Source organism: Paenibacillus sp. JNUCC32 (genome assembly GCF_014863545.1).
Taxonomy (GTDB): Bacteria; Bacillota; Bacilli; order Paenibacillales; family Paenibacillaceae; genus Paenibacillus_AQ; species Paenibacillus_AQ lautus_A.
In genome coordinates this window covers 2,475,589-2,499,384 of the sequence record NZ_CP062260.1, presented here as the reverse complement: position 1 = coordinate 2,499,384, position 23,796 = coordinate 2,475,589, and the positions used below count along the sequence as shown (strand labels likewise).

The following is a 23,796-nucleotide window of genomic DNA, read 5'->3' as shown; positions in this document are numbered from 1 at the left end:
CAGCGCCATCATTCGGCCTTCATGCCGACTCTTCGGACTTTCGATGTTACACGGAAATCAAAGGTTGTATGCTTATAAATTTCACTCCATCGATCTGCGGTTTTGACATGGCTATTCCAATAGGAAGGTTTTCTGGCTCGTACCAATTCGCCGAATCCGAAAATATCGGATTCTTTTTTTTGCGTTTTTTGGATTAGTCCGAGCATGAGTTCTTTAACGGATCGTTCATTCTCCCGAGCAATTTCCTCAAGAATATGCGAGTTATTGAGCGGGAGGGTTTCCGTGTTTTTCTCTTCGACATTCACTTCCGTCACTGCCGTGATCGTAAAATGAGGAAGCCCGTTCTTGATGTCTACCTTGATTTCCGATTCCCGGTTCGTTGCATGGATGGTGACGACCTGAGAGTCGTCTCCAACATGAATGATTCCGCGATAACCTGCCGGACTGATTCCCTTAATGACCAAGTATCCGGCAATTTCAAACGGTTTAGTCACGCCGACCAGTGTGGCACCTTTGAAAAAAGCCATGCCGCTGATTTCCACGTTATCGCCCTTCATGATTTGGATGTAAGGCAGAAATCCTTCCTGGCCCTTCTTCGACGAATTGTTCCAGAAGGTTCCGATATAGTCGCTCGGGAACTTGCCATGCTTAACGGCGTCGTCCAGCGTGGAGGACAAATACAATGCCGGGACGCGCTCCAGCTTCGGAGCTGCTTCCATCAGTTCTCTCGCTTTCCCTTTGGATACCATCAGCCAGGCCATACGGCGAACTTCTGCGTTTCGGTGAAGATAGTCGTTTAAATTCTCCATTCCCTTTCTGGCAAATTCTTCAGAAACGACGATGACACGGAGATGTCCAAAAAACAATTTGCCTGATATTTGCTGCTGGAGATTCATCATCGCATCATCGACGGTATGTCCCACAACATCAAGCACCCACACAGTTTCTTGGGCGCCTTCGCCTGAAGCACCGCCTTCGCCGGGTCCGAGCGGTATTCTGCCGGGAAGAGCGATTTGAACGGATAACTGGATCATTTCCTGTTTCGGTGCGGGATATTTCCCTCGAAGATGAGAAATTTCATCTTCACGAATCTCGGCATCCTTGCCGGCCGAGTCGATTGATATACCTAGAACGACCGCGCGTTCCTCAATCTCCATCCGATCCCAGCAGCCTGTCAGAAGTGAGCAGAGGAGAAGAAGGATCATGAATTTTAGGTTAAAGCCGGCGTTTACTCTCTTACTCATTGAGATCCTCCTGAACTCAGACATCTAAACTCACACAAAGACTTTAACAAGGACGATAACCAGAAACCAAACCGTTACGATACCGATATTGATCCAACCCAGCACGCGGGATACTTTTTTTTCCTTGGTCATGTTCGATTGTCTGTACTTATTCATGTCGATGAACAGATTGAACAAGCCGCAGAAGAGCCAGATCAGAATGGCAACATCCAAATAACCGCTGTAAATTTCCCCGATCATTTGGCTGCACCTCTTTTTTTGCGCAGAATGGCGATGATCAGAAGGATTCCGGGATACGCGATAGTAATCAGCAGTCCATATTTGGATATCATGCCGTTCACTTCATTCAATTGAATCAAGCTTTGGGGCAGCATGGCCAACACGAACAGAAAGGGTAGTATGAAGAAGGACAACATCCCATGATCCGCTAACCGGAATAACTTGCTTATCGAGTAAAGCGTAAAGTAGTAACAAGAGAACAAGGATGTAAATACAGCCGTTACCCATACGGCTAGAAAGACTGCATCCAAGCGTTCCAGCACATTGGCAGGCAATGAAGTGGCTTTGGCAAGCTCCAGTGTCGGCCACAACAGCTTTTTGGTTTCCTCGGCTCCGAACACACCCACGGTGGCAGCCACGATCAAAATATACAAAGCGCCGGTTACTACCATGGCCCATAGGCTGGACCGCATCGCTCTTTCAGGTTTGCACATGGCCGGAATGACCATCATCATAATGAAGTATCCTTGGAACACGGTGGAGAGCGTAATAATGCCTGCCGGTATGCCTCCGGGTTCATTTCCCCAAAGAGGGAGAACATTGACCAAGTCTGCATTTTTTAATGAAAGGGCGACGATCAAAAGGGCAGGTATCAGAATAAAGGGGCTGTAAAATAAGTGGATATATGCAAAGGTCATAATATTTCGGCGTGAAGAAAATGCAGCCAGGAGCAGCATGACTAGCACCGTTACCTCCAGCGGTGTATTTTTCAGGACGGCCGTAACGACAACCTCACCGAATTCTCTGGCGACCAGAGAGGTCAAAACCGCAAAAAACCCAATCGAGACCAAGCTTGCGATTCGACCGAACCACTTGCCGATGATGACTTCGGTGTACTCCACGTACGAGTCATTCGGAAACCGCATGCCGAGCCGGGTCATGAAGAAAAGTCCGACAAACGCCAGCAGCATTCCCAAAAAAGTAACGAACGGAGCCCCGGCATCCGCAGCTTTGACCGCAGACAAAGGGAGTGCAAGAACGCCTACTCCCACGATGGTGCTGATCGTAATGGCAGAGGCTTGCAGAACCGTGATTTGGCGCTGTTCATTCATGGTTATCGACCTTTCTCGTCATTAGGTTGGACGGGATTCATGATATTGGTTGAGGAATGATCCACCTGCTCCTTCATTTGATCACCGAGCCTTGATGTGTCAAGCGGGTGGAGGAAGGAAGGCCTGTTCTTCATCTTCCACAGCGGTCCGCGAGTCAGAAGATCCCGCATGCCTTGAAAGTTGCCTGGGACGAATGGGCTTAGATACGGAACTCCGAACGATTTAAGCGACAAAAGATGATTGGCAATCAGGATGATGCCGACCATGACGCCGTACAATCCGAAGATCCCGGCCAATATGATCAGCGGAAAACGCAGCAGACGGAGCGCAAGCGCCGCGTTGTAGGCCGGCGTTGCGAAAGATCCGATGGTCGTTAATGCAATGATGACGATGGTAATTGGACTAGCGAACCCGGCAGATACCGCGGCTTGCCCGATGACGAGCACGCCGACAATGGATAATGCGCCGCCCACCTGCTGCGGCAACCGGATCGTGGCTTCCCGCAAAACCTCCATCGAAATTTCAATAACGAGCACTTCGATCATCGCCGGAAAAGGGACGCCTGCACGTCCGCCTGCGACGGCGACGGCAAATTCCGTGGGAATCAGCTCAGGATTAAAGGAGATAATCGCCACATACAACGAGGGAAAAACCAAGGAAAATACCAAAGCCACCAGGCGGGACAGCCGAATTGCGCTCATCAATAGAAATCGTTCGGTATAATCTTCGACCGTTTGATAGAACTGGCTGAATACGGTTGGAGCGATCAAGGCGAGCGGAGAACCGTCGACCAGAATGGCCACTCGGCCTTCCAGCAGATTCGCCACGACTTTGTCGGGCCGCTCCGTATACTGGATTTGCGGAAACGGAGACCAATGATTGTCTTCGATAAACTGTTCCAGATACCCCGAATCCAGCACGGCATCGATTTCAATGGCGTCCAGGCGCTTATTCACTTCTTTAACGATGCCGGGATTGGTGATGCCATCCATGTAACAGACCGCAACCTTGGATTTCGTTTTCGTTCCGATCTCCATGGATTTCACGCGGAAATCCGGCGTTTGCAGCCGGTAGCGGAGCAGGGAAATGTTGGTGCCGAGCGTCTCGATGAATCCTTCCCGGGCCCCGCGGATCACCTGTTCCGTCGCCGGCTGCTCTATTGAACGCTGCGATATTTTTCGTGTATCAATGATAATGGCCTCGTCCAGCCCTTCGATCGCTACGACAGACTGTCCCCTTAGAAGATTGTCGGTGAGCACGGAGATTTTTCGTTCCGCGTATCCTTCGCTGTGATAAAGCGTATCCTTCATCAAAGTGTCCATCAACGCATGGCGAGGGAGGTCTGAAACATCGAGATGGCGAGGGCCATATTTAAGTGGTCTTAATAAAGTATTATTAATGACGGCGTGATCCGTCATATCGGAGAAATAAAACAATACGGCCGGATGCTGCCCGAACACATGGAAGGGATGTATCATAAAATCGTCGTTATCGCCGAGAATTTTCTTGATTTCGGATGTGGTCTCTTCTAAGCTCTCCGATATGTTCCGGCCATCTGAACTTGCATTATTTGAGTTGGAAGAGACTTCGTTACGGGATTGGTTTGAACCCGTCCATGTGGAAAATGGCATTGTTGTTTACACCTCACTTGTTTAAACGGTGGTCCTTAGCTGTTGGATAGTTTGATTAAGTATTTCCTCTGTTTGTTATTTTTATCAAACGAAGCCCTCTAAGTATTGTATTTAATATATGAATGCGATATATTGCATATAACAAACTTGAAGAGTAAGGATGATAAGCCATGCCAGTTCCTAAGAATTATGTCTCTCCCGTACGGATGACCGCAAAAGAAAGAGCCTTCTCCCAAATTCAACGGTGGATTATCGATGGCACGCTTCAGCCCGGCGAGAAATTGCTCGACGCCGAATTGGCGGAATCGCTTGGCGTAAGCCGAACGCCCATCCGGGAAGCTTTTCAACTGCTTGAAGTACAAGGACTCGTGTCCACGCACCCCGGGAAAGAAACAAAAGTTACGGCCATTGAAAGGGAAGATATCTTTAAGATGTATTCGACCATGGCCGTTCTTCAAGCATTGGCTGCCGAAGTGACCACTACCATCATTGTTCCGGAGCAGATCCAGCAATTGCGGGCGATGAATCTGGATTTTGAAAATGCCATGAAGAGCGGGCAAGCTTATCAAGCCATGGAGTTGGATGAACAGTTTCATAATTTCATCGTGGAGCTGTCAGATAATCCTTATGTCGCTGCATATAGTGCCTCGCTTCAGATGCATATCCGGCGGTTTAAGTACGTGTTCTTAAAACAGCCGATTGCTGCCGCACAGGCTTCAGTCGATGAGCATGCTTCGATCATCAGCGCTTTCGAGCAGAAGGACGGTGATCGGGCGCAAGCTATGATGAAACAAAACTTCATGCGTCCCATGCAGGAACTACACGGGTTACTCTAAATAGAGGGGAGAAGGAAGGATGACAAACAAAAAAGATTTACGCATTCGCAGTAAGGTAATCAGTGAGGGCGTCAACAGGGTACCGAACAGGGCGATGCTGCGGGCTGTTGGTTTCACGGATGCGGATTTTAAGAAACCGATGATTGGCGTAGCCAGCACTTGGAGCGAAGTGACCCCTTGTAATATGCATATCGACAAGCTAGCCATAGAGGCCAAGCAAGGGGTACGCAACCATGGCGGCGCTCCGCTTATTTTCAACACGATCACGGTTTCGGATGGCATTTCGATGGGACACGGCGGCATGCTGTTCTCCCTGCCCAGCCGAGAAGCCATCGCAGATTCGATTGAGATCGTGACGGGGGCCGAACGTTTCGATGGTCTGGTGGCGATCGGCGGTTGCGACAAGAATACGCCCGCCTGCCTGATGGCAATCGGACGGATGAATCTTCCTGCGGTTTATGTTTACGGCGGTACGATACAGCCCGGGAAGCTCGATGGCAAGAACGTGGATATCGTCACGGCTTTCGAAGCGGTCGGGCAATATCATGACGGAAAAATGACGGAGGAGCAGTTACATAAGGTGGAATGCAGCGTCTGCCCGGGACCGGGCTCTTGCGGGGGCATGTATACAGCCAATACGATGGCCGCTGCGGCAGAAGCCATGGGGATGAGCCTGCCCGGTTCCTCTTCCACGCCGGCTATTTCACCAGACAAAGCAGCGGAATGCGCTGCGGCTGGAAGGCAGGTCCTCTCCTTGTTGGAGCAAGAAATCTATCCCAGGGACATCATGACCAAAAAAGCGTTTGAGAATGCGATAACCGTCGTCATGGCTTTGGGCGGTTCAACCAACGCGTTCCTGCATTTGCTTGCGATCGCTCATTCGGTTGGCGTAGATTTGACGTTAGACGATTTCGAGCGAATCCGTTTGCGAGTTCCCCACCTTGCAGACCTGAAGCCAAGCGGACGACATGCCATGCAGGACTTAAACGAAGTCGGCGGCGTACCGGGCGTCATGAAATTATTGCTCGCCGAGGGGCTTCTGCATGGCGATTGTCTAACGGTCACAGGTAAATCATTGGCAGAGAATCTGGCGGAAGCTGCACCGTTAGAGGGCAGCCAGGAAATCATTCGCCCCATCGATAAGCCGCTGAAGCCGAACGGGCCATTGGTCGTATTAAGAGGCAATCTCGCGCCAGAAGGTGCGGTCGCCAAAATGTCGGGTATGAAGAAACTGCGTTTTGTCGGACCGGCCAAGGTGTATGACAGCGAGGAGGATGCAACCGAAGCGATCTTGAGAGATGAAATATGCAAGGGCGACGTGTTAGTCATTCGTTATTGCGGTCCTAAGGGCGGCCCGGGTATGCCGGAGATGCTGTCGGTCACGGCACTCATTGTGGGCAAGGGTCTCGGCGGAGAGGTTGCGCTGATTACGGACGGCAGATTCTCGGGCGGCTCGCATGGGTTCGTTGTCGGTCACGTAGCGCCTGAAGCACAGGTAGGCGGGCCGATCGCGCTGCTGAGGAATGGAGACATGATCACGATCGACAGCGAAACGCAAGAAATGACGTTCGACGTATCGGATTCCGAATTGGCTGCAAGGGCACAAGCATGGCAGCAGCCTCCACTCAAAGTTTCCACGGGCGTATTGTACAAATATGCAAAATTAGTGTCCTCAGCATCGAGAGGCGCGGTTACCGACTCTGCAGAATAAGTGGAATTTCCAGCCCGAAATCTGGCTTATGGTAAAACAAGCTCTTGCGGTTCGCAAGAGCTTGTTTCGATATGAGTGGACCGGTGGCCCATTACCGCAAAACAAAAAAGACATCATAATGCTTACAAAAAAGCATGCGAAGACTAAAAATTCATGCTCGGGTATGTTATGATTTTTAAACTATTATAATGCAAGCGTTATCATTCGGTTGTACATATCCATTTATACGGTCCAGTAGATCCTGTTCTTTACATTCAATGCCAAGAAGGAGCAGACGATATTGGGAACATTCAAATCCAAAATACTCATATACAGCTTGCTGCTGGGATCCTTTCCGACGATTCTTATCGGATTCTTCTCTTATTTCATCGCCGCCAAAGATGTGGAGGAGAAGGTGAACGAGGGCAATATGCATCTGCTGAACCAGACTCGGATGAGGGTGGAGCAGGTGCTCGATTCCATGCAAAGAACCGCCTTGCAGTTTGAGAACTCCTCGCTGCTGAAGTCCGTGATGGACAGCAAGTTAAGCGGACAGGATTTTATCAAGGTCCGGGAACTGACGAAGGAAATGTTCAACCTGCAGACGCAGACCATATTAAACCAGGTGTACGTCGTCAATCTAAAACATGAATGGGTCGTGGATTTAAACTCACTCAAACCGCTGGAGGGCATGAACAGAGCCGAATTCGACCGGTATCTGGATACCCATGAAAGCATATTCTGGGCAGCGGGATCGGGGGAAATCTCGCAGACCGCGAATCCTGTGGAGACGGATCACTGGAACATGGCCGAACAAACGGCGACAACCCTTCGACTGGTACACAAATTACCGCTTCTGTCGAAAAGCGCCGCCCCGTCCGGCATTCTGATTCTGCAAATCACCGCCAAAGATATCCGGAGCATGCTGGAACCCGCCAATTTGCGGGCCAGCCAATATATCCTGAACGAGCAGGGAGAAGCGTTCCTGTCGCCGGTTCAGGATCGGGAGGCTTACCGCTCGATCAACGGAGAGGTCTTCGCAAGGATTGGGCAGTCCGTTGAACCCCAAGGCGCATTTCACGCAGAGAGCGAAGGCAATAAGGTGAGCGTGCTGTACACCAAATCGGATTATAACGGCTGGACCTATGTATCCGTCGTATCGCTGGATAAAGTGACCGATCAGACGGGAAAGATTGCACTGATTACAGCCGCAGCCTGTTTCGGGATTATTCTGACCGTGCTGATCGCTTCCTGGTTTGGCAGCCGCAGGATGTATTCTCCAATCCGCAAACTCCACGAGTTCGCGACGAACGTTCAGCCGCAGCAGACCGATGACTACCGGAAAGATGAGTTTGAGTCCATCCGGGAGAGCTTGACCTCCCTTGCCGTTTCAAGAAACGAGCTGGACAAACAGATGAAATCCCAGACGGTGCATCTACGGGAATTCTATGTCCTGAAGCTGTTTACCGAGCAGATGTCCGGAGCCGATGACCAATACGCTTCCGAACGCTACGGGTTTCCAACGGGCTGGGGAAGTCTCGGCGTGCTGCAGCTTGAGTTGGATAACCTTCAGCAGTCGCGGTTTCAGGAACAGGACCGGGAGCTTCTTCTGTTCGCAGTCAGCAATATCGTGTCGGAAACCTTGCCCGTAGAGGCGCGTTTCAGTCCGATCATGCTGAATCATTCCCAGGTAACGCTGTTAACCAGTAAAGAGGAGAGTGCCGAAGCTGGTCTAGCTATGTTCTATGAGACCGCTCAGCATATCAAAGTTAAGGTTCATGAATACCTCGGGCTCGAATGCAGCATCGGCATCAGCCACCCGTTTAAGCGGTTGTCCGATGCGAAGCGTGCCTATAAAGAAAGCAGTGCGGCTCTCAAACTACGATTTATTCTCGGGTCGAATATCATTGTGCGTTATGCCGATATTGAGGATCAAGGCAATACTGAGAAGACGGTATACACGAAATTAAGGCTGATCGAGGATCAGATGATGCTTGCCATGGAAGAACGACAGCTTGAAAAGGTGGAGCAGCTGTTTCAGCGTTATTTGGACAAATTGCTATGTAAGGACGGGTTTCATCAAGAGCATCATTTATTGCTGCTGCAGCTGGCGTCCAGGACCGTTGGCATAGCCCAGGAGCAAGGACTGTCGATGCAGCAAGTATGGAATGGCGAAGAGGAGCTGAAGCATCTGTTCAGGCTGCAGACTCGAACCGAAATTGCGAGCTGGTTCCACTCCAGGTTGTTTAAGCCTGTAATCGGAATTTTGGAAGATATGGCCGATAAACAGTTCGTGAACATCACCCGCCGAATCGTCGATATCGTGCAGGAGCAGTACGGTCAAGATATTTCGCTCGACTATTGCGCGGCGGTCATGAATTTTAATCCGGCTTATATCAGCCGTGTATTCAAGAAAGAAATGGGCGTCTCCTTCAGTGAATACATAAGCGAGTACCGAATGAATATCGCCAAAAATCTACTGGCCACGACCGAGATGAAGGTCTCGGAAATCGGCAGGAAAGTGAGCTACACGAATATTAGCGCCTTTATCCGTACGTTCCGTCGTACGTTTGGGTTAACTCCCGGCCAGTATCGGGAGCAGCTCAACAGTGAACAAGGGAAGGGATGATTAGCACCTCCATTCAAAGATGTAGACACACACGGCATGATGGAGCGGGCTCATCTTATGATGAAATCACCATATCAATCCAAGAAAGCTGTTCCAGCCGTAGCATGTTTTACGGTGATGGAGCAGCTTTTTTGCTCAAAAAACACTCGAGCGGGATTACGGAAATCGCTGCACGAATCAATCGGTGTGCTGCTAACGTACAGCGCGAAGAACCAACTAAGACTGTATGTCATCAGCGGCACGCTATAGGTAGAATACGGCATATGCGACGGAAAACCGTGATATCTTACCTTCCTTGCAGGATAGGCATTTATCGAAGGTAGGCGCTTGAAGTCATGAACGGCGTATAGCCTTACACGATTTTCGTGACGGATAATAAAAACATGAAAACGCATACAAGCAGGCAACAAGAACGATGTTCAAACAGGCAATGCCGATGCTTCCAAAGCGAGTTTTGATCGCTGCTGATTCAGGAAGCAACGCTCACAAAACTTTGAGGAGAGGTGCTATGAAATCTAATCAAACTCCGGCTGCGGCAGGCCCGCAAGTAAAAGGGGAACTGAGTCCGGAGAAAAGAAAGCTATTACTGAGGGATCTGGTCAGGGACAGGTGGATGTATCTGATGCTGCTGCCCGGCGTGCTGTATTTTATCGTATTTAAATATGTTCCGATGTACGGGGTGACGATGGCTTTTCAAGATTACAAGCCGCATACCGGATTCTTTGGCAGCCCGTGGGTCGGGTTCAAGCATTTCGAGCGCTTTTTCAGTGAGCCGCAGTTTTGGATGCTCTTTCGAAACACCATTATTTTAGCGTTATATAATCTGATCTTTTTCTTTCCGCTGCCGATTATATTGGCGCTCATGCTGAATGAGTTAAGGCGGGAACGCTTCAAACGATTTGTACAAACGTTGATCTATATTCCGCATTTTGTATCCTGGGTTGTCGTTGTAGGTATTTTCTATATTCTGTTTACGACCGAGAACGGCCTTCTCAATGAGATCATTTACCAGATAACGGGCGAGAAAATCGCATTCTTGCTGGAGAAGGATTGGTTTCGGACGATGATTGTTTCCCAGTCGATATGGAAGGAAGTGGGCTGGGGCACCGTGATCTTTCTTGCCGCCCTTGCAGGCGTAGATCTGCAGCAGTATGAGGCCGCACGGATCGACGGAGCCGGACGCTGGAGCCAGCTGTGGCATATTACGCTGCCGGCCATCCGAAGCACGATCATCATTTTGCTTATTCTTCGTTTAGGCAACTTCCTGGACTCGGGCTTCGAGCAAATCTTCCTCATGATCACGCCGACGAATCGGGAAGTGAGTGAAGTATTCGATACGTACGTGTACACCAAAGGGATGACGCAGGCCCAGTACAGTTACAGTGCCGCCGTCGGCCTGTTTAAATCCTTTGTCGGATTGATTCTGGTTCTCGGATCAAACTGGATGGCCAAGCGATTCGGGGAAGAAGGCGTGTACTAGGACGACGCTGCGGATGCATTTTTTCGAAGATGACAGGAGGGAATACAAGTGCGTCAAGATCAAACCTGGGGCAATCGCCTGTTTGATATCATTAACCATTCGGTATTATTCATCGTTGCGATCGTGTGTGTTCTGCCATTCGTGTATGTGCTGGCGGTATCCTTTGCCAGTCCTGCGGAAGTCGCCAAAGGCGGGTTGATTCTATGGCCCAAAGAATGGTCGCTCGTATCGTATCAATATATTTTCTCGTCGGATACACTGCCGCGAAGCTTGCTCGTGTCGATCTATATTACGGTAGTAGGAACGCTGATCAACCTGGCGTTTACGTCGCTGATGGCTTATCCGTTGTCCAAGCCTCATCTCCGGGGGAGAAATCCCATCCTTCTCGGTGTTTTGATCACGATGCTCTTTAGCGGTGGCATGATTCCAACGTACTTTGTCGTGAACGGATTGAATCTGACCAACACGTTATGGTCTTTGATGATTCCCAATGCCATCAGTGCGTTTAACCTGATCGTGCTGAAGAACTTCTTCCAGCAGATTCCCGACGGGCTGGAGGATTCCGCAAAAATCGACGGCTGTAACGACCTGGGAGTCCTGATACGGATCGTGCTTCCCTTGTCCCTTCCAGCCATGGCGACATTTGGTTTGTTTTATGCGGTTGCTCACTGGAACACGTTTTTCAATGCGATTCTGTACATCAATGATAACGAGAAGTGGCCGATTCAGGTCCTGCTTAGGGAAATCGTGATTTTGGCACAGAGCCGCGTGGGGGATGCCAGCTTTGACGAAATGGACGTGCAGCCGTTAACGATCCGTATGGCGGTCATCGTCTTTGCCACCGTGCCGATTCTGCTCGTGTATCCTTTTCTGCAGAAGCATTTTGCTAAGGGCGTTATGCTGGGCTCTGTGAAAGGTTAATCGGTTCGATGCGCCTTCTTCCCAAAGAGGGGTTTCTTATAGAATAAATATGATGGAGGGGTAATGATGAAGAAAAGATGGATGACAACCGTGATGGCGATGCTGGCGGGGATGATGGTTGTAACGGCTTGCGGAGACAAGAGCGGCGGGAGCGGAGTCAATGGCGACGGGCCTTATCCGCTCACTCTGGTGGTGAACCAGGTGGGAGAAATACCTGACCCGAACAATCCGATGGAGGAAAAAATACGCGAATACACGAACACGGATCTGCGGATTCAGTGGATACCTTACTCCGCATACGACGAGAAGGTTAACGTCATGGTCGCTTCCAATGAGCTTCCGAAGCTGATCAAGCTGAACTATACGCCAACTACCATCAGCTCGCTCGAAGCCGATCTGTTCTGGGACATCACAACCCATTTGAAAAATTATCCGAATTTGGCCGCACAGCCGCAAGCCTATTACGACAATATCAGCGTGAACGGCAAAGTATACGGCATCCCTCTGTTCCGGGACATGGGCCGGGCGATCGTCAGCTACCGCAAGGACTGGCTCGATGCAGCCGGCTTGAAGGAACCGGTGACCCTGGATGATTGGTATGAAATTATCCGGTACAGCACGGAAGAGGATCCCGATGGCAACGGTAAAAGGGACACCTACGGAATGATGCTGGACAAAGGCTATAACCAGGGTACGGCATCAACATTGACCCGGCTTGCCGTTTCCCAAGGCGCACCTAATAAATGGGGCATCGACGAGCAGGGCAATTTCTATCCGGAGTTCGAATCCGAGCAGTTCTTCGAGGTTATGAAGCTGTTCCGAAGATTGTATGAAGAGAAGCTGATCAACCAGGATTTCGCCGTGGTGGATTCCTCCGAGCTCAATAAGGTGTATGAATCGGGCCGCGCGAATATCCGGATCTCCGGCGGTAACGGCCAATCGCTGCAAACCAAGCTGGAGAAGGTCGTTCCGGAAGCGGTTGTCGACGTATCGGCGCTGCAAGGACCTGAAGGCGTTCGGGTTCCGGGGGAAAGCGGTAATACCGGCTTTCTGGCGATCCCGAAATCGACGGTCAAGTCTGAAGAAGAGCTGGCTAAAGTGCTGACCTTCGTTGACAAGCTGCTGGATCCGGAGATGGTTAATGTCATTAATAAAGGTATCGAAGGCGTCCATTACGAAGTCGAAGGCGATTATACCGTAACGATCGATGCGGATAAGGACGCTCAAGAGGTCAAGCCTTATCGCGATACGTTTCCGCAACGGGGAGATTTGTACAACATGGAGAAGAAAGCGAAAGGAACGGAGCTGTTCAACAAAAATAAACAAATCGTGTACGAGAACGAGAACTATATCGTGCCGAATCCGGCGCTTACCTTGAAATCCAATACGTATAATGAACGCGGCGGCGAGCTGGAGCAGATCATCACCGATGCGCAAACCAAGTTTATTATGGGACAGATTGACGAGGCCGGCTGGAAGGCCGAAGTGGAGAGATGGAGAAAGAGCGGCGGCGATCAAATGGCTGCGGAATATAAAGAGTCCTACGAGAATCAAGAATAGCGGTCATTAATAATGATAGCGAGAGACAAAGCGGCAAGGAAGAGGAAGTGCCTTTTACGTACTTGGCTGCTTTGTCTCTCGGTTCATGGAGCATCGATTTTCGTTCCGATGAGCACGAGGTCCAAATCATTCGTTATGAGCGCCCCTGCCGGCTTGATTTGCAGTACAAGACCATCGCGGTCGAAACGGCAGGTTAGGATAAACATCTGCTGCACCTCCAGCAGTTGAATGTAGATCAAGCAAGTCGACGAGTCTGCCCATACGGCACCACAGGCGGAGGTAAGGCCATAAAAAGGATCAGGACCGATATGCCAAGCGTTCATGGAGCATATAACCCTGGCATGACCCGTTTCATGTACGAAAATGAGCTCGCATTGTTGCTCACTGAACGTAAAGCGACAATACATCCAACCCGGCTCATTTGCTGAGAGGCGGTATTGCTGCCCAGAGACCTCCGTGGCCGCTGTGGAGGAGGAGCTTCCCTTCGGCAGATGGAGTTTCAAAGCGCTCAGACGCTGCTGCATCCGTTGATAATCGGCATCATCAAGGGGGCAGAACGCACTCATTGAAGGAACCAGATGCGTCCAAACGCTATCCAGGATCCCTTGGTGCTCATCCCGGTTCAGCATGGTGTTGGCCGTCGAGACGAAAACGGCATCTTGTTCCGGCATGACGAGGATGAATTGTCCACCCGCGCCGAAAGCGCAGTAGGCTTGACGCCTGGCCCGCCAGAATTGGTATCCGTACCCGCTTCGACCTTCCAAAAGAATTCCGGCACTGGAGTTATCGACCGCCTTGGATGTGCTTTGTTCTACCCAGCCCTCCGGCAGAATCCGGATCCCGTTCCAGACTCCGTCCTGCAGATAAAGCTGGCCGAACCTTGCCATATCCTCGGGCGTGCAATAGGCTCCGCTGCCGCCCTGGTTAATGCCGAGCGGACAAGTCTCCCATTCGATATCCTGCATCCCGAGGGGCTGGAACAAGCGTGTTTCGAGATATTCGTGCACGGTGGTTCCCGTGACTCGTTGAAGGATGGCACATAGCGTATGCGTACCCGTTGTATCGTAAGCAAAGACGGTACCGGGGGGATGGCTTGGAGGCGTATGAAGATATTCGAATACGATATCCCGGGCCTCCTTATTGGTGGATTTCCGGTGAACGGTTTGCATGCTCAGCAGATGCCGGATGGTCATGCTGGCCGTATACGGGTGTACGGCCTCCGGCTGCTTGTCGGGAAAAAATGCAATGACCTTGTCCTCCAGGGAGATTAGCCCTTCTCCAATGGCGATACCGATGGCTGCAGAAGTCAGGCTTTTGCTGACGGAGAATATCGGATGCCTTGCATTCTTTCGAAAAGGGTAGTAGTGGCCTTCAGCAGCCACTTTGCCATGCCTTAGCAGCATAAAGCTGTGCAGGTTCATATTCCTTTCCGTCATATCCTCCATAAAGCGGAGGATGGCTGATGGAGGAATACCCACCTCCTCGGGACGGACTCGTGCCAGTGCAGTCATAATCATCAACCTTTCTTCAGCTTAGACGAAACGGGTGCGTAAGGCGAACACCAACCGTCTTGTCCACTGAGCACTTGTTCAATCGTAAACGGTTTAGCCTCGGCTTCGGTAAGGTCCCTGGACCACGAAACCCTCAGGGAGGGGGCTGCTCCGGGGCCGCGGCTGTCGAATTCGGCATAACGGGATGTCTGCTCGCGATCCGGCTGGTTCCAGTTATGCCAGCCCTGCGGATGAACCGAGCCGTCCATCTCGCATCGGATGAACACCACATTGGCGTAGTCGCGCCACGGCCGGCCGAGGTATACGTTCTCAACGCCGGGTGCTCCCGATATGGTGCAGTCCAGAAAGACATAGCCGAACTCCGCTGCCTTCGGCGTATTGGCTGCGGTCAGGTAACCGCCGGACCGCTTGCAGCGGATCATGCACCGGTCGAATACGGCCGCTGCCGGCCCAAATATGAAATCGACATCTCCTTCGATAAAGCATTCGGCAAAGTAATGACGTCCGCCGGATACATAAAGCGTATCTTGATCGCCTTCGAGCCTTACATGCTGAAAGGACACCCGGTCGGCATCGATAAAGGCGGCGACAGCCTGGCCCGTTCCAGGTCCGGAATCGTTGCGGACGGTCAATTGTTCGGCGCTGAAATCGTCGGCGTAGACATACAAGCTTCCACTGCGAAAGGTGCCAAGGGGCTGCCCATCTTCCCCCAGGGTGTGGGCGTTATCCGAATAGGTAAGAATCGTTTCTTCGGCTCCTTCGCCGATCATGCGAATAGCTGGCTTTGATGAAGGGATCGTGATTTTCTCGCGATACACACCCTTTTTGATTTCGAGGATGACAAGGGAATCGGCCTGCTCGGGAATCGAGTCAACAGCGGACTGTACTGTCACGAAGTCGCCTTGTCCGCTGGGATCTACCGTGATTTTCATCGATGAACACGCTCCTTCTATGGATTTTTCATCCATGTTATCGAATTGCAGGCTCCAATAATAACACCTCCGATGTTTAAATCGGTTAATTCTTTGCCTTTTATGCCGAATTTATAAAAATGGCAGCTTATTCTGCTTGTCTTCTTGAACGAAAGCTGATTGGGAAACAGAGCATAAAATGCAAAATATGCGGGAGATTCGGCATCAAATCCGGAATTTTTATGATTTACGTTTCTTTATAATTGGTTTGTGATTAGAACTTCCAAGGATATTGAGGTGAGGGGTTTTGAAACAAGAGAGCAGATGGTCCGTCTTGACGGCGGATACCATTCTCAGTCAAGCGGACAGCGAGGGACTTCACTCTGAAATTGCCCGTCGGTGGGCGTATGTACCCGGGATGATGCTCATGGCGATCGCCCGCACAGGGGATTGTTATAGCAAGGATGCTTATATTGATTTCATGAAAAGGCATATGGATCTGTTTGTTCAAGCGGATGGGGACATTCGGGGATATCGCATCGAAGAGTATAATCTGGACCAGATCAACCAGGGGAAAAATTTATTTGCTCTGAGCGCCAGATTTCATGACTCCCGTTATGAAAAGGCTTCCCATTCGCTGGCCGCCCAGCTGATCGGCCAGCCCAGGACGACGGACGGCGGGTTCTGGCACAAGAAAGTTTACCCGTTTCAGATGTGGCTGGATGGACTCTATATGTCTTCGCCATTTCTGGCGCAATATGCGAAAACCTACAACCGACCTGAATGGTTCGACGAGGTAGCCCATCAGCTTCTGCTGGTGGAGCGAAGAACCCGGGATCGCACAACGGGGCTCTTGTATCACGGATGGGATGAAGCGAAGGAACAAGTATGGGCCGATCCGGAAAGCGGCCGCTCCCCGCATTATTGGAGCAGGGCCTTAGGCTGGTATGCAATGGCGCTGGTGGACAGTCTCGAGTATTTCCCGGTGGATCATCCGAAGCGCGGTACGATCATGGGCATATTCGAACGGTTAAGCCGGGCGCTGGGACGGTATCAGGAGAAAGAGAGCGGGCTGTGGTTCCAGGTGCTCGATCAAGGCTTCCGGGAAGGCAATTATCTCGAAACCTCCGGCTCCTCGATGTTTATTTATGCATTGGCCAAGGGAGTGCGGCTCCAATACCTGGAGCAGCCTTCAAGATCCATTGCGGAAAGGGCTTACGAAGGTTTGGTACAGCGGTTTGTCGAGGTTAACGATACCGGCGTGCATCTACATTCCATATGCCTTGGAGCGGGGCTCAGCGACGACCGCAACGGCTCTTACGAATATTACATCGGCGAGAAAAAGGTGTCGGACGCCCAGATCGGCGTCGCGCCTTTCATCCTTGCAAGTCTGGAAATGGAGCGGTTGGAAGATTCAAGGGTAGGAGGTTCTATATGATGCACTCATCGTTAACAATGCAAGCATTACAGAACAAACCGTGGTTGTCGGATCAGGGAGACGGAACGTTCGTGAATCCGGTGCTTCATGCGGATTATTCGGATCCGGATGTGATCCGGGTAGGTGAAGATTTCTATATGACAGCCTCCAGCTTCGGGCATCTGCCGGGACTGCCGATTCTGCATTCGAAGGATTTAATTAACTGGAGGATCATGAATCATGTGCTGCCCCGGATGGATCTGCCGGGCTATGACGTCCCGCAGCATGGGAACGGCGTCTGGGCTCCGGCCCTTCGATTCCATGACGGCAAGTACTGGGTGTTCTATGGAGATCCGGATGTCGGCATCTTGATGAGCACCGCAGAGGACCCGGCAGGCAGCTGGACCCCACTCCATCTGGTTCAAGAGGGAAAAGGCTTAATCGACCCGTGTCCGTTCTGGGACGATGACGGCCAGGCTTACCTGGTTCACGCGTTTGCCAAAAGCAGATGCGGCATCAAGCATCTATTACGAATGTGCCGGATGTCCCCGGATGGAAAACAGCTGCTGGATGAAGGTCAGATCGTCTTCGACGGGACCGAGCGCCATCCGACGATGGAGGGCCCGAAGCTGTATAAACGGAATGGCTATTATTATATCTTTGCTCCTGCCGGAGGAGTATCAACGGGTTGGCAGACCGTGCTTCGGTCTACCTCGGTCTTTGGCCCTTATGAGGACAAAATCGTGCTGCATCAAGGCGATGGCCCGGTTAACGGTCCGCATCAAGGCGGCTGGGTGGAGCTGGCATCGGGCGAATCGTGGTTTATGCATTTTCAAGACAAGGGGGCTTACGGACGAATAACACATCTGCAGCCCATGCACTGGGTGGATGATTGGCCGCAGATCGGGATCGACACGAATGGAGACGGGATCGGCGAACCGGTTCTGCGTTATCCGAAGCCAAGTGTCCTTGGGGAGCATATGATTCAAGTCCCGGACGATTCGGACGAATTCGAAGGCGCAACGCTTGGCCTTCAGTGGCAATGGCAGGCCAACCCGAAACCGGACTGGTACGCGTTCGAGAAGGAAAGCCATTTGCGATTATTCTCCTTTCCCGTGCCGGAGCACCGGCCATCGCAAACGATCTACGATGCCCCTCACTTGCTGCTGCAGAAATTTCCGGCTGAAGTATTTCATGCGGAAGCCAAACTGGATGGAACGTCACTCAAGCCCGGTGAACGGGCGGGTCTGATCATATTCGGACGAACCTTCGCCTATGTCGGCGTTCGGATGAAGACGGACGGATCCGGGATGGAGATTATTCAAGCCGAAGGGAATGACAAGGAGGAGAATATCGTATGGTCCGGCGGATGGAATGATGGGAAGGTAACGATTCGGGTCACGGTTCATCCTGGTGCGTTATGCCGCTTCGATTACGCTGCTGCTGACGGTCGTTACATGCCGTGCGGGAAAAAGGATTTCGTAGCGGAGAAAGGTCACTGGGTCGGGGCCAAGGTTGGATTGTTCGCGGTTTGTAAGGAGGATCATCCAGACAGAGGGTATGTGGATGTCGAATGGTTTAGGGTCGGAAGAGGAGAGATGTAGTAAAGGCGGGGCTGTCCCAAGACGGGTGACTACTTTGGAACAGCCCCGATTCTATCCGTGACGCTTGCGATACTGGAGAGGCGTCGTGCCCGCTATTTTTTTGAAGGTTTTATTGAAGTGGGCAATATGTTCAAATCCGGCCAGCTCGGAGATGATTTGCACGGAGTCCCGGCTGCTCACGAGCATTTTTTGGGCTTCGCGGATTCGTACCACCTGCACGTATTCACGAAAGTGAAAGCCTGTCAACCTGGTGAATACCCTGCTGAGGTAGGAGGGACTGATGTAAAACTGCTTGGCGACCTGTTCCAGCGTGAGCTTTTCATGGAAATTCGATTTGATATATTGGGCAATTTCCGAAATTTTTTGATGCATCGGATGCTCGTATTCATGGGTTTGGGATTGCAGCGTGGTCTCAATCCGGTGGAGGCGGATAAGCAGCTCGTTCATCAGCGAGCGAACCAATGAGCTGTAGTGAGTCTGCTCCGTTTGGCATTCTGCGAGCATGGAATGCAGCAGCCGCTCGATTTCAGGCTGATGCTTAAGCGGAATACGAACGAGCCTGGAGGTCCCATAATCGAGCAGATTGGCGACGCCAGCGTCCCCCTGTTCGATAAAGGTTCTGGAGAAGCCGATCAGCACCCGCTCGAAGAGCAGCTTCTCGGAGCTTGCCGTCGAGTGCAGATCATGCGGGTTCACGATCATCAGATCCCCTTTTTTGACGGTGAACACGTTATCGTCCATGAAGTAAACTCGCTCCCCGTTGAGCAAGTAGTATAGCTCGAAGTAGGGATGTTCATGGGGGCGCGGCATGCTGCTGGAACCGTTTCGCGACATGTATTGGATGGAGAAATCATGATCTCCGATGTGGTATTTAGGCTGCAGACGGTCAATCATTCCTCTCTATCTCCTTTATACGCATGGTTGGATAAACATCGATAGTGATCGTAGAAAATTATATATCATGCCTGCAGCCGATCTTCAAGGGTTTTGGCCGCAATCACCAACTTTTTTAAAAACGCTTACAAATTCTTAGCATAAGAAGCTTAGGAGGACAGAATGCCATTAACTTCAGAAACCTTGATATGGTTCGATCAGCCGGCCCAGAACTGGAACGAGGCTTTACCGATTGGGAACGGTCGACTTGGCGGCATGGTATTCGGATGCGCCCAGCAGGAAAAAATCCAATTCAACGAGGATTCGGTATGGTACGGAGGTCCGAGGGACCGCAACAATCCGGATGCGCTCCGACATCTTCCGCTCATCCGCAAGCTGTTGTTCGAAGGGCGGCTGAAGGAAGCCCACCGGCTGTCGGAGACGGCTTTTTCCGGGACGCCGCGCAGCCAGAGGCCATATTTGACGGCGGGCGATTTCTGCATTCAGGTCGATCATCCGCAAGGCGAGTTGTCCCACTATCGCAGGGAGCTGGATCTTGAAAAGGCGATCGCCGTAACGTCATACCAATACGGAGGCGTTACCTTTACCCGGGAAGTGTTTTGCAGCTATCCGGACCAGGTGATGGTCATCCGGCTGGAAGCCGATCGACCGGGTGCTCTGACCTTGACATCGCGATTTGAGCGGCAGAAAGGGAAGCACATGGATGCAGTCCATCGGCATGGCACGGACACGGTGGTCATGACGAATGATTGCGGTGGGAAGGACGGGCTTACCTACAGTGCCGCTGCAAAAGCCATAACTGCCGGCGGAACCGTACGCGTTGTCGGCGAGCATTTGCTGGTGGATGAGGCCGACGAAGTCGTCATTATCCTTGCCGCGGCCAGCACCTTTCGCGTAGACGATCCGAAATTGCACTGTGCTGAGCTGCTGGAACATGCTACGAACCAGGGCCATTCCGCTTTGAAGAAGCGTCATATTGCGGATTATCAGCCGTTGTTTGAGCGGGTAAAGCTGGACCTGGGAGCTCCTGCAGATCGGGAGCGCCATTTGCTGCCGACGCCTAAGCGGCTTGAGCGTGTCCGGGCGGGAGAGGACGACGCAGGCCTGTACACGCTGTATTTTCACTTCGGAAGATATCTGCTTATTGCCTGCAGCCGCCCCGGATCGCTCCCGGCCAATCTCCAGGGCATCTGGAACGATTCCATGGCTCCACCCTGGGACAGCAAATTTACGATCAATATCAATACCCAGATGAATTACTGGCCGGCGGAAAGCTGCAATCTGCCCGAATGCCATGAACCGCTGTTTGAATTAATTGAACGCATGAGGGACAACGGGCGCGTAACGGCACGAACAATGTACGGCTGCCGCGGATTCGTCGCCCATCATAACACCGATATATGGGCTGACACCGCGCCCCAGGACATTTATCCTCCGGCCACCCAATGGGTGATGGGCGCCGCATGGCTGACCCTTCATCTCTGGGAGCATTACAAATTCAATCCGAATCCGGATTTCTTGAAAAGAGCCTATGAGACCATGAAGGAAGCGGCACTCTTCTTCACCGACTTTCTGGTGGAAAGTCCTGAAGGATACCTCGTGACGAATCCATCCGTTTCGCCGGAGAACCGTTATTTGCTGCGGAACGGCGAATCCGGAACGCTCTGTTACGGACCGTCCATGGACACGCAAATCATATCGGAGCTGTACAGTGCCTGCATCCAGGCAAGCCTGGAGCTGGACATCGACGAAAGTGCCCGCCAAGAATGGGCGGCCATCAAGGATCGTTTGCCGGAGATGAAGATAGGGAGGCACGGGCAGCTGCAGGAATGGCTGGAGGATTACGAAGAGGCCGACCCCGGGCACCGGCACATCTCCCATCTGTTCGGTCTTCATCCCGGAACGACGATCAGTCCGGACTCGACGCCGGGCTTGGCGGAAGCGGCCCGGGTTACGCTTCGGCGGCGTCTCGCCCACGGCGGGGGACATACCGGCTGGAGCCGGGCCTGGATCATCAACTTCTGGGCACGGCTGTTGGACGGCGAACAGGCCTATGTTCATCTTAAGGAATTGCTGAGGCAATCGACGCTCCCCAATCTGTTCGACAATCACCCGCCGTTCCAAATCGACGGCAACTTCGGGGCTGCCGCGGGAATCGCCGAAATGCTGATCCAGAGTCACCTGGATCACATCCGTCTTCTGCCGGCGCTGCCAGATGCCTGGCCGCAAGGGCGCGTACAGGGACTTCGCGCCAGGGGAGGCTTCCAGGTGGATATCGATTGGAGAGACGGGAGCCTTGCGAAAGCGGTGATCGCTTCGGTAAGCGGTCAGAAGCTTCGTCTCCATGCGAAGCGGTCCGTACGGGTCACGACCTCGGATGGAAGGGAGGTGCCGATGGAACGTCAGGGCCATGTCATCGAAATGGCTACCGAAACCGGCGGAAGGTATTTCGTCCAGCCGATACAAACCGAAAATGCATTCTTACAATAACGGAGGTACCCATGATAAGGATAACCGAAGAAGCGATATGCCCTGATTTGCCCGTGATCCCGCAACATACGGTAACGATTACAGACTATGGCGCGGTTGGAGACGGTGTTTATGACAATACTCAAGCATTTCATCTAGCGATTGAAGCCTGCGCAAAGGCAGGAGGAGGCACGGTGGTCATCCCTCCGGGAATATGGCTCACCGGTCCGATCAAGCTGCAGAGCCGGATTGAGCTTCATGCCTCAGCCGGTGCCCTCGTCATGTTCAGCAAGTTTTTCGAAGATTATCCGATCCTGATGTCCACGTATGAGGGCCGGCAGATGTTTCGCTGCCAGTCTCCGCTCGATGGCGAAGGGCTGGAGGATGTCGCGATCACCGGGGGCGGGATTTTTGACGGAAGCGGCGAAGCCTGGAGGCCCGTTAAGAGAGGGAAGCTGACGGAAAGCCAGTGGGAGCGCTTAATACAATCCGGCGGTGTCGTGGATGACCAGGGATTGTGGTGGCCAACGCCCGCAGCTCGGGACGGTCAGGAGACCCTGGACCGTATTGAACAGACAGGCAGCGAGGAACCACAGGATTATGAGCCCGTCAGAGACTACTTGAGACCCAATCTGCTCAGCTTGAGAAACTGTAAGCGGATCCTGCTCAGCGGTCCCACCTTTCAAAACTCCGCCGCCTGGTGCCTGCATCCTTGGGCATCGGAGCAGATCACCATTCAAAACATTACCGTCCGCAATCCGTGGTATGCCCAGAACGGGGACGGTCTGGACATCGATTCGTGCAAATACGTATCCGTAGAAAACAGCTCGTTTGATGTAGGAGACGACGCGATCTGCCTGAAGTCCGGCAAAAATGAAGCCGGGCGCCTGCTGGGAAAGCCGAGCGAGCGGATCCGCATCCGGAACTGCACCGTTTATCACGGCCACGGCGGCATCGTGGTCGGCAGTGAAATGTCCGGAGGCATCAAGGATGTATACGTATCCGATTGCACTTTTATCGGCACCGATATCGGCATTCGCTTTAAAAGCTGCCGCGGTCGCGGCGGCGTGGTCGAGAACATCTTGATTGAACGGATTCGAATGCGGGATATCGACGGGGATGCCATCTCCTTCAATTTATATTACGAAGGGAAAGCCGGCTCCGGCGAATACCAAGAGGAAGTAATGCTGCCCGTTACCGAGGAAACTCCCGTGTTCCGGAACATTGTCATTCAGGATATCGTGTGCAGCGGCGCGCATACTGCGCTCCTCATCAACGGCCTGCCGGAGATGCCGGTGGAGAACTTGACGGTGAAGCGGTCCGCCATCACAAGTCGGGAAGGCATTGTATGCCGAAATGGACAAAACCTGAGCATTCAGGACATGGTCCTTCGCACCCAGGATAATCCGCTGCTTCTTTTTCACCAAAGCCGAAATGTTCAAGTGGCGAATGTCAGCGGAGAAGGCGGTTCGCTGGACGACCGCCTGTTGGTGGTGACCGGGGAACGGTCCAGCCAAATCGAATGCTCGGGGCTGAAGGCCGATAAGGCTAGGGGGATCGAGATCTCTTCCGAAGTGGAACCGGGGGAGGTCGTGATCAAGTAGCTTTCGGATTAAATATGGCTTAGAAGGGGGTGATCGGATTATAACCGTTGTCAGAATCTCAAAA

Annotated in this window: 17 protein-coding genes; 10 read left to right on the top strand and 7 right to left on the bottom strand. The window is 52.0% G+C overall.

All coding sequences use genetic code 11. From position 1 onward, the window contains the following. Positions 1-8: 8 nt before the first annotated feature. Genes JNUCC32_RS11135 through JNUCC32_RS11120 form a run of 4 tightly spaced genes read right to left on the bottom strand, consistent with a single transcriptional unit; the run spans position 9 to position 4,206 of the window. Positions 9-1,244 (bottom strand): Ger(x)C family spore germination protein, encoded by a 1,236-nt coding sequence (locus JNUCC32_RS11135; protein WP_192572055.1) that lies wholly within the window; start codon positions 1,242-1,244, stop codon positions 9-11. Positions 1,245-1,274: 30 nt separating this feature from the next. After that, entirely contained in the window at positions 1,275-1,484 is a 210-nt protein-coding gene (locus tag JNUCC32_RS11130) for a CLC_0170 family protein (RefSeq protein ID WP_192572054.1), read from the bottom strand. Then, the gene (locus tag JNUCC32_RS11125; protein WP_192572053.1) at positions 1,481-2,575 is read right to left on the bottom strand and encodes a GerAB/ArcD/ProY family transporter; all 1,095 of its coding nucleotides are present in this window, start codon (positions 2,573-2,575) and stop codon (positions 1,481-1,483) included. The genes JNUCC32_RS11130 and JNUCC32_RS11125 overlap by 4 nt, the downstream gene beginning before the upstream one ends. A gap of 2 nt (positions 2,576-2,577) precedes the next feature. Further along, positions 2,578-4,206, bottom strand: a complete 1,629-nt coding sequence (locus JNUCC32_RS11120; RefSeq protein ID WP_192572052.1) for a spore germination protein — start codon at positions 4,204-4,206, stop codon at positions 2,578-2,580. Positions 4,207-4,376: 170 nt separating this feature from the next. On the opposite strand from JNUCC32_RS11120, the gene JNUCC32_RS11115 reads away from it, so the two are divergent. From JNUCC32_RS11115 to JNUCC32_RS11090, 6 genes are all read left to right on the top strand, one after another. Further along, a complete protein-coding gene (locus JNUCC32_RS11115; RefSeq protein WP_096773563.1) occupies positions 4,377-5,042 on the top strand; it encodes a GntR family transcriptional regulator in 666 nt (221 codons plus the stop codon). 19 nt (positions 5,043-5,061) lie between these two features. Further along, positions 5,062-6,753: a dihydroxy-acid dehydratase gene (ilvD, locus tag JNUCC32_RS11110; RefSeq protein ID WP_015735080.1), complete on the top strand. Its 1,692-nt coding sequence runs from the start codon at positions 5,062-5,064 to the stop codon at positions 6,751-6,753. 280 nt (positions 6,754-7,033) lie between these two features. After that, on the top strand, positions 7,034-9,361 hold the full coding sequence (locus JNUCC32_RS11105) for an AraC family transcriptional regulator (protein WP_192572051.1): 2,328 nt from the start codon (positions 7,034-7,036) through the stop codon (positions 9,359-9,361). A 508-nt stretch (positions 9,362-9,869) separates the two neighbouring features. Continuing rightward, on the top strand, positions 9,870-10,841 hold the full coding sequence (locus JNUCC32_RS11100) for an ABC transporter permease (RefSeq protein WP_192572050.1): 972 nt from the start codon (positions 9,870-9,872) through the stop codon (positions 10,839-10,841). 48 nt (positions 10,842-10,889) lie between these two features. Next, the gene (locus tag JNUCC32_RS11095; RefSeq protein ID WP_036663212.1) at positions 10,890-11,762 is read left to right on the top strand and encodes a carbohydrate ABC transporter permease; all 873 of its coding nucleotides are present in this window, start codon (positions 10,890-10,892) and stop codon (positions 11,760-11,762) included. A 66-nt stretch (positions 11,763-11,828) separates the two neighbouring features. Further along, a complete protein-coding gene (locus JNUCC32_RS11090; protein ID WP_192572049.1) occupies positions 11,829-13,322 on the top strand; it encodes an extracellular solute-binding protein in 1,494 nt (497 codons plus the stop codon). Positions 13,323-13,405: 83 nt separating this feature from the next. On the opposite strand, the gene JNUCC32_RS11085 is transcribed toward JNUCC32_RS11090, so the two are convergent. Next, complete coding sequence (locus JNUCC32_RS11085; RefSeq protein ID WP_228468938.1) at positions 13,406-14,758, bottom strand: serine hydrolase domain-containing protein; 1,353 nt, start codon at positions 14,756-14,758, stop codon at positions 13,406-13,408. An 80-nt stretch (positions 14,759-14,838) separates the two neighbouring features. Further along, positions 14,839-15,765 carry a pectinesterase family protein gene (locus tag JNUCC32_RS11080; RefSeq protein ID WP_228468937.1) on the bottom strand — a complete coding sequence of 309 codons (927 nt, stop codon included), beginning with the start codon at positions 15,763-15,765 and terminating at the stop codon, positions 14,839-14,841. Between the two features lie 286 nt (positions 15,766-16,051). On the opposite strand from JNUCC32_RS11080, the gene JNUCC32_RS11075 reads away from it, so the two are divergent. Beyond that, positions 16,052-17,182 carry a glycoside hydrolase family 88/105 protein gene (locus JNUCC32_RS11075; protein ID WP_192572046.1) on the top strand — a complete coding sequence of 377 codons (1,131 nt, stop codon included), beginning with the start codon at positions 16,052-16,054 and terminating at the stop codon, positions 17,180-17,182. Then, entirely contained in the window at positions 17,179-18,765 is a 1,587-nt protein-coding gene (locus JNUCC32_RS11070) for a glycoside hydrolase family 43 protein (protein ID WP_192572045.1), read from the top strand. The genes JNUCC32_RS11075 and JNUCC32_RS11070 overlap by 4 nt, the downstream gene beginning before the upstream one ends. A gap of 51 nt (positions 18,766-18,816) precedes the next feature. Here JNUCC32_RS11070 and JNUCC32_RS11065 read toward each other — a convergent pair whose 3' ends face one another. Continuing rightward, on the bottom strand, positions 18,817-19,659 hold the full coding sequence (locus JNUCC32_RS11065; RefSeq protein WP_192572044.1) for a helix-turn-helix domain-containing protein: 843 nt from the start codon (positions 19,657-19,659) through the stop codon (positions 18,817-18,819). A 162-nt stretch (positions 19,660-19,821) separates the two neighbouring features. Here JNUCC32_RS11065 and JNUCC32_RS11060 point away from each other — a divergent pair, with 162 nt between their 5' ends. After that, positions 19,822-22,149 (top strand): glycoside hydrolase family 95 protein, encoded by a 2,328-nt coding sequence (locus JNUCC32_RS11060; RefSeq protein ID WP_192572043.1) that lies wholly within the window; start codon positions 19,822-19,824, stop codon positions 22,147-22,149. Between the two features lie 11 nt (positions 22,150-22,160). Next, the gene (locus tag JNUCC32_RS11055) at positions 22,161-23,732 is read left to right on the top strand and encodes a glycoside hydrolase family 28 protein (RefSeq protein ID WP_192572042.1); all 1,572 of its coding nucleotides are present in this window, start codon (positions 22,161-22,163) and stop codon (positions 23,730-23,732) included. The last annotated feature ends 64 nt before the right edge of the window (positions 23,733-23,796 follow it).